This window comes from Treponema sp., from assembly GCF_045657965.1.
Lineage (GTDB): Bacteria > Spirochaetota > Spirochaetia > Treponematales > Treponemataceae > Treponema_D.
Window position 1 is genome coordinate 1 of sequence record NZ_JAZOUG010000335.1, and the last position, 7,203, is coordinate 7,203.

Annotated in this window: 4 protein-coding genes; all 4 read left to right on the forward strand. The window is 36.2% G+C overall.

Annotation, left to right across the window (positions count from 1 at the left end; genetic code table 11):
- Positions 1-905 (forward strand): peptidoglycan DD-metalloendopeptidase family protein (locus tag ACKI5B_RS12650; RefSeq protein ID WP_407429321.1); only part of this gene is annotated, 905 nt, incomplete at its 5' end.
- A gap of 23 nt (positions 906-928) precedes the next feature.
- Positions 929-1,168, forward strand: a complete 240-nt coding sequence (locus tag ACKI5B_RS12655) for a zinc ribbon domain-containing protein (RefSeq protein WP_407429323.1) — start codon at positions 929-931, stop codon at positions 1,166-1,168.
- Positions 1,165-3,435, forward strand: a complete 2,271-nt coding sequence (locus tag ACKI5B_RS12660) for a polysaccharide deacetylase family protein (RefSeq protein WP_407429325.1) — start codon at positions 1,165-1,167, stop codon at positions 3,433-3,435. Before ACKI5B_RS12655 ends, ACKI5B_RS12660 begins: the two co-directional genes overlap by 4 nt.
- Positions 3,436-3,563: 128 nt before the next feature.
- Positions 3,564-7,203, forward strand: a 3,640-nt coding sequence (locus ACKI5B_RS12665) for a pectinesterase family protein (RefSeq protein WP_407429327.1), incomplete at its 3' end; no start/stop codon positions are given.

Sequence of the window (7,203 nt, forward strand, 5' to 3'; positions counted from 1 at the left end):
CATGGCGCATTTCATTTGACAGTAAATCTGATTATGAATTTGAAGCTTTAAATAATGCAATGTCCCGTTTTGCAATGGACGGAATTTTAAGTGATAATATAGATGAAAACGGAAATGTTTTAGGGGAAGACGGTTCTCTGCTTTCATCAGGAAATCCAGGGCTTGGACTGGCGGTATCATTTCAAAGCTACACGGTAAAAAGCGGTGATTCAATAAGCACTATTTCCAGAAAATTTGGTCTTTCAAATATTTCCACCCTGATTGCAGTAAATGACATTTCTAATGTAAGAACTTTACGTTCTGGTCAGAAATTAAAAATTCCATCAATGGATGGACTTATTCATAAAGTCAGCGGCGGTGAATCTCTGAATTCACTTTCTGTAAAATATCATGTCAGTGTTGAAGAGCTTCTTGATGTAAATGATTTGGATTCAGAAGTTTTGACTAAAAATATGGAACTTTTTATTCCTGGGGCAAAACTGGATTCAAATTCATTGAAAAAGGCAATGGGTGAGCTGTTTGTTTATCCTATTACAGCTTCATGGAGACTTAGCTCAAAATTTGGTCCAAGAAAAGATCCGTTTACTGGGGTTGCTTCAAATCACACAGGAGTTGATATGGCCTGTCCGACCGGAACACCTGTACGCTCTGCTATGAGTGGAACTGTAGTTGTTGCAGGATGGTCTAATGTTTTTGGTAATTATATCATAATTAATCATGGAAACGGTTATCAGAGTCTTTATGGACATTTGTCAAAAATTATAGCAAAAAAAGGTCAGTCAGTTGATTCAAGTACAAAGATTGGTTTAGTCGGTTCAACTGGATATTCTACTGGACCGCACCTGCATTTTACAGTTTATAAAAACGGTCAGTTAGTTGATCCTCTTTCTTTGCTGAAAAAATAAATATTATGTGATATAATATGTTTATGGATTTTGTTTGTGTTTGTAATAATTGCGGAAAAACTATAGAGAAAGATTTCATTTATTGTCCTTGGTGCGGTAAAGAAAATGCTGAAGGTGACGATAAATCTGTTCTTGAAAATGTTTTTAACCAGCTTGAAGTAAAACAGACTAATGACCGTCAGAGCAGGGTAAAGAAAATTGAGTCAAAAATTGCCGAAATTGAAAAAGGTCTGGATGAATTAGGAGCAGGCAGAAAGCTGTGATTACAAAAAAATCTTTTCTTTTTTCTTTTTTTCTCTTCCCATTTTTTTCTTTTAATTTTCTTTGTGCACAGGTAAAATTTGAAAATCCACAAATAAATAATGAAAATAAAGTTCTTTTTACAGTAAATCATAATCTTAGCGGAACAGTATCTTACCGTACGCTTTTTATGGCCGATGCAGCAAAAAACGAAGGAACTAAAATCCTTACATGTTTTCCAGAAAAAATGGAACTGCTTTCCGGAGGTACAGTGCTGCAAATCCGGAATCGTTATGGAACGGCCCGTTATTCAATTGCTGATGAAACATTAACATGGGTAAAGCGTGAGGATACAATTCCTGCTGATGCAAAGGCTATGCTCCCGCAAAAAGTAAGCCCTGATGGAAAATGGTCGTGCTATGTAAAAAAAGATGATGCTGCAACAGGTAAATTATTTTTAAAAAATACTGCAACATTTGAAGAATTCCTGCTAAATGATAAATGTGATTTTGATTTTGATGAGGTTCCTGTAAAATGGGCCGCTGACAGCAGTGTTTTTGTTTATGAAAAAGCCGGAAATATTTATTTTGGAGATCCCAAGGCTGTTTACCAGAAAGTTCAGATGGGTGAAGAATTCCGTAAAATTGGAGAAGGTTCCATAAATAATGTTTCATGGGCTAACTCGAAATATTTAATTTATATAAATCGTGATTTGATTTACAAAATCAGTTCTAAAGAATTGTATACCCGCGGGCTTTATTCTCCAATGGTTGGAATAGGTATTGTTATAGGCAGGTTACCTTTAGGTTTTGACAGTCATCATGACAAATTCTGGGTCAATTCTCTTGTAAATAAAATAGTTACGATAAATTCAAATTCTATTGTTTCCAGCTACAACATAAATGGCACAGGTTCAACACCAATTGAGAGTGTGTATTCAAAACCCTTTTCGGATGTTTCCGGCTCACCTGTTGATTACAATGTGTTTTTCTGCTCTGACGGTACACAGGTGCTTTGGGTAAATCTTATAGGAATTGAAGACGGTAAAAGAAAGTCAAGTGTTTACAGGCTTTCTTCTACACTAAAAAGTCTTATAACAATAAATGATACCAGTATACCTGTTCTTTCACCCGATGGAAGAAAAATTGCCTTCAGTTCAGAAAAATTACTTCGGGTTTATGATTTGATCAACTGGCGTGAAATAGGCCGTCTGTCTGGTGAGAAAATTTATTCATATATCTGGAGCGGAAATTCAAAAATTTATGCGGGCGGGGAGGCTACTGTCCGTGAATGGAATCAGAATGAAAAAGGATATTTTATTGACGATAAAGGTAAGATGCTTTTTCTTTCATCTGTTCAGACTGCTTTCTGGAAACCTGATGCAGATAATACTGCCTGTGCACAAAGTTCTATTAATAAGGCAACTTTTTATGATTATGATCAGTTTAAAAATATCTGGCAGACAAGTGCAGAAGACTCAAGAACCTCTTTTGAATTTATGAAAAAAGCTGAAGTTTCTGTCTATGCAGTTCAAAATTCAAAGTATCGTGTTTATGTTGGAATTACAGATAATAAACTTTATGAAAATGCACTCTATGTAAGAAAATTTGCCGGAAACGGACATACGGAAGGCGTTTATCCGGAAACAACAGAAAATACCCCTGAACGAAAAAAAGTTGCCCTGATTTTTGATGCACTGGACAGTTCAGACGGGCTTACTCAGATACTTTCTGTTCTGGCTCAATATAAAATAAAAGCAACTTTCTTTTTAAATGGTGAGTTTATCCGCCGGTATCCTTTAGAATGTAAACAGATTTATTCTGCAGGACATGACTGTGCTTCAATGTATTTTTCTCTGGCTGATTTAACTTCAAACGGTTATATAATTGATGAAGAATTTATAAGACGGGGCTTAGCACGTAATGAAGATGAATTTTATGCAGCAACGGGGCATGAACTTTCTCTTTTGTGGCATGCTCCATATTACAAAGCAAATAGTGCAATAAAAAAAGCAGGTGAGCTGAGCGGTTACCGCTATATTGAAGCCGGGAGATTAAGTCTTGATACTTTTACACTTGAACAGGCTGTAAATGGTAAAAACTGGTATCTTAATTCACGTGAACTTATCAAACTTTATATGGATAGTGCTGAAGATTATATGCTTATTCCTGTTTCTGTTGGAATTTCAAATGGAACAAGAAAAGATTTTCTTTACGAAAAATTAAGTCTGCTTATAGGGAATCTTCTTGATGCTGGCTATGATTTTGTGCTTGCCAGAGATATCCGCTAATTTGGACTAATTAGAGTTTTTTTCTTCTTTTCCGACATTTTATTTTCAAAAAAATAAGCAAAAAAATAACTTTTTAAAGATTTTTTTTTGATTCTCTGCTAAAATACTGACAGAGGTTTAATCTTTATATGAAAAAGTTATTGCGCAGTTTAATCGCAGGTGTGCTTGCATTTGGAGCAGTTTCTGCACTTTCATCACAAAGCCGTAAGGCTGATGTCTGGGATTTTGGAGGCATTGAAGAAGATGGTGCCAGTAATCATATTTCTGTTTCAGATATTGATAATCTTGAGCTTGTCGGTGCTGATGGAAAAATAGCTGAACCAAAAGTTATTGAATTTGGTGATTTGTCAGTCAGCTTTGTTAAAAATGACCGTATGTATTACAGTGGAAAAAAGAATTACGGAAATCAGGGATATGTTCATGCGGAGTTTGAAGACGGATATCTTGCCAATGGTATCTGGTACTGTAATGGAAAAGGCGGTGAAAAACAAAGATACCTGCTTCTTAAAAATGTAAAGGCTGGAGATGTTGTTACATTTTATGCCCGGATAAGTAATTCTGGAGATGAAAAAATTCATTTTGCTTCAGTTGATTCTGAAGGCTTAAAAGATGACCGTCAGGATGAAGTTGCACCAATTACAAATGAGTCTGCTGCTTATTCGTATATTGCTCTTTATTCAGGTTCATATAAAGTTTATTGTGAAGCTAATGTTGGGAAACCTGTCTATTACAGAATTATGCGTACACCAGCTGTAGAAGTTTCAGGTTCTCTTACTTCTCTCCCTGCCGGAAACGCTGAACTGAAGTTTGTAATAAAAGAAACAAATCAGGAACTTTCCGGCACTATATCTGGAAAATCATATAAAGCCTTTCTTCCTGCAGGTTTTACTTATACAGCAGTTTTAACAGGAATAAAAGGTTATGGAGTAAGCCCGCTTTCAAAACAGCTTGTACTTGATGCAAAAACTACCAAACCTGGAACTTCATTAAAAAAAGATATTACAATTGCTGAGCAGAAAACATTTCTTGTTAACGGCAAAATTACAGGTTTTGCTTCAAATTTTGCCCCGGAAACTCCAGTAAAACTTGTTTTAACTCCGCCAAAAAAATCTGTGTATATGAGTGTTGAAACCGAATTAAAAGGTGAAAACGGTGAATTTACTTATGAAGATTTGATTGAGCCTTCGGTTACTTATACAGCAACTCTTTCAGGAGCTAATGACTACGAAATTACAGGTGATGCTGTTTTTGAAGGAAGTGCGGCTTTCACAAAAGATATTACTGTTTCACCTCGTAAAACATATGATGTTTCAGGAAAATTTTTTGGTGAAATTACTGAATTCCCTAAAACTGTTCAGTTTAAAAATATGGAAGACGGTTATATTTATAACGGCCGGATTTCAACATTAAGTTATTCAGTTGAACTTCGTGAAGGAACATATGAAGTTATATGTGAAACTTCCCGTGCAAAATCAGTAAATCATATTGTTGTAAATAAAAATTCAGTCATTAAGGATATAAAACTTTCACTCAAAGAAAAAACAATTCGGCCGCTACCATTAAAACGGGATTTATATGTTGGAACTAAGCGCGGACAATATCCGACTGTGCTCGAAGCTGTTGCGGCTGCCAAAGCTATGAATCCTTTACAGGAACGGGACAGAATTACAATTCACATTACTCCCGGAGTATATCGAAATCAGTTAATTATTGATGTGCCGTATATAACTTTAAAAAATGATGATCCTGCTCAGGAAGTAAAACTTACCTGGTATTATGGAATTGGTTATAACTATTATTCGGCAGATCAAAACGGCTGGTATGATGAAGATTTAGCTTATGATAAATTTTCTAAAAAAGGTGTAGCAAAATGGGGTGCTGCAACTTATGTAAAATCAGAAGCAAAAGCCTTCCGTGCAGAAGGTATCACCTTTGAAACATCGTTTAATAAATATGTCACTGATGAAGAAATTGCTGATGGTGTTGAAATGGACGGAAGCTTTAATTTTGCAAGAAAATTAAATTCTGATGTCCGAGCAAAAGCTGCAACAGAGCGTTCAAGTGCTATTCTTATTGAAGCAGATGAAACTGAATTCCTTAACTGTAAATTCCTGGGCAGTCAGGATACATTGTATACAGGCAGTGGAATAAAAGGTTATCTCAGAAAATGTTTTATCGAAGGTAATACAGATTTTATTTTTGGTGATGGTGATTTTGTATTTGAAAACTGTGAAATCCGCTGGGCCGGCTACACGGATAAGCCTTCAAGCGGCTATATAACAGCAGCCAGAACTTCACCGGAAGCTAAAGGTTATCTTTTCTATAACTGTCTTATTTCAAATGCTTCAGATACAATTGTTGCTCCTGGTTATTTTGGCCGTCCGTGGGGTAAATCAGCTGCTGTAGCCTGGGTCAATACAGTTCTGGGAAGTGATGAATCAATTGGACTTTCCGGATGGACAGATATGAGTGGAAATAAGCCGGAAAATGCCCGTTTCCGTGAAATAAATACAACATGGTCTGGAAACCCTGTTGATACAAAAGAGCGTGTAGAAGGAACAATTCCACAGATAACCAAAGATTATAATATCAAACACTATCTGGGACAGTGGAATCCTGAATTCTATACTGAGGCTGTAAAACAGAAACTTAAGGTTAAAAAACCGAGCTTTACTACTGATGATGATATCAATACACCTTATCCCGGACATACGATTACAGTTCATTATACTTTAGGCAAAGCTGATACTGATGATATGTCTCTCATTAAGTGGTACCGTGATAAAGACGGAAAATCTGAGCTTATAAAGCAAAGTACCGGTTATGCAGATAAAACTTATCTTATTCAGAGAGATGATTCCGGTGCAGTTATCCGCTGCCTTGTAATTCCTCAGAGCCGAAGCGGTGATAAAGCTTCTCCGGTAGAAGCAAAACTTGATAAAAAAGTAAATGAAGGTTATGCAGTTCCTGCAAATTCAATTGCTGACCGTGCACGCGTTAATGGTGCTGTAAATGTTTTCCTCGCTTCTGATTCAACCTGTAAGGATTATAGTGCTCTTGGAATGTGGAACGGCGGGCAGGTTAGAAATGAAGGAGCATGGGGGGAATTTTTACAGGCATATTTTAACGGAGCTGTTGCTGTTCAGAATTATGCAAATGGCGGTCGTTCATGCCGTAATTTCATAAACGAAGGCACATTAGACAAAATTGAAGCAAATATTTCGAAAGGTGATTACCTTTTCATTCAGTTTGGTCATAATGACTGTTCAAATTCTTCCGGTTATCTTGAAGACAGATATGTTCCGCTTGGACGTCCGGACAAAAAAGGAAATTATCCTGTAACACCTGGTAAAAAAGTAGAAACACCTGCAAGCTATGCTTCAAAATATGGTGCTACTTTCTATTCATATGATTGCGGCGGTACATATAAATGGTATCTTAAACAGTATATTGATGTTGCCCGAAAAGTTGGTGCTGTTCCAGTTCTTGTAACACCTGTTTCAAGACAGTATTTTACATCAGAAGGAAAAATCAGACCGCATCATGATTCAACTGATACCAGTACAAATACACAGACAACAGAAAATAATGCTTATGTTACTGCTGTAAGACAGCTTGCAAAAGAAGAAAAGGTTATTTTGATTGACGGCTTTGAGCTTACAAAAAATCTTTATGAAAAAGCCTTTGCTGATAAAAAAGATAATTCTGAAGCTAAAAAACTTATGTTTGAAGGCGACAGTACTCATAATAATAAATTAGGCGGATTTA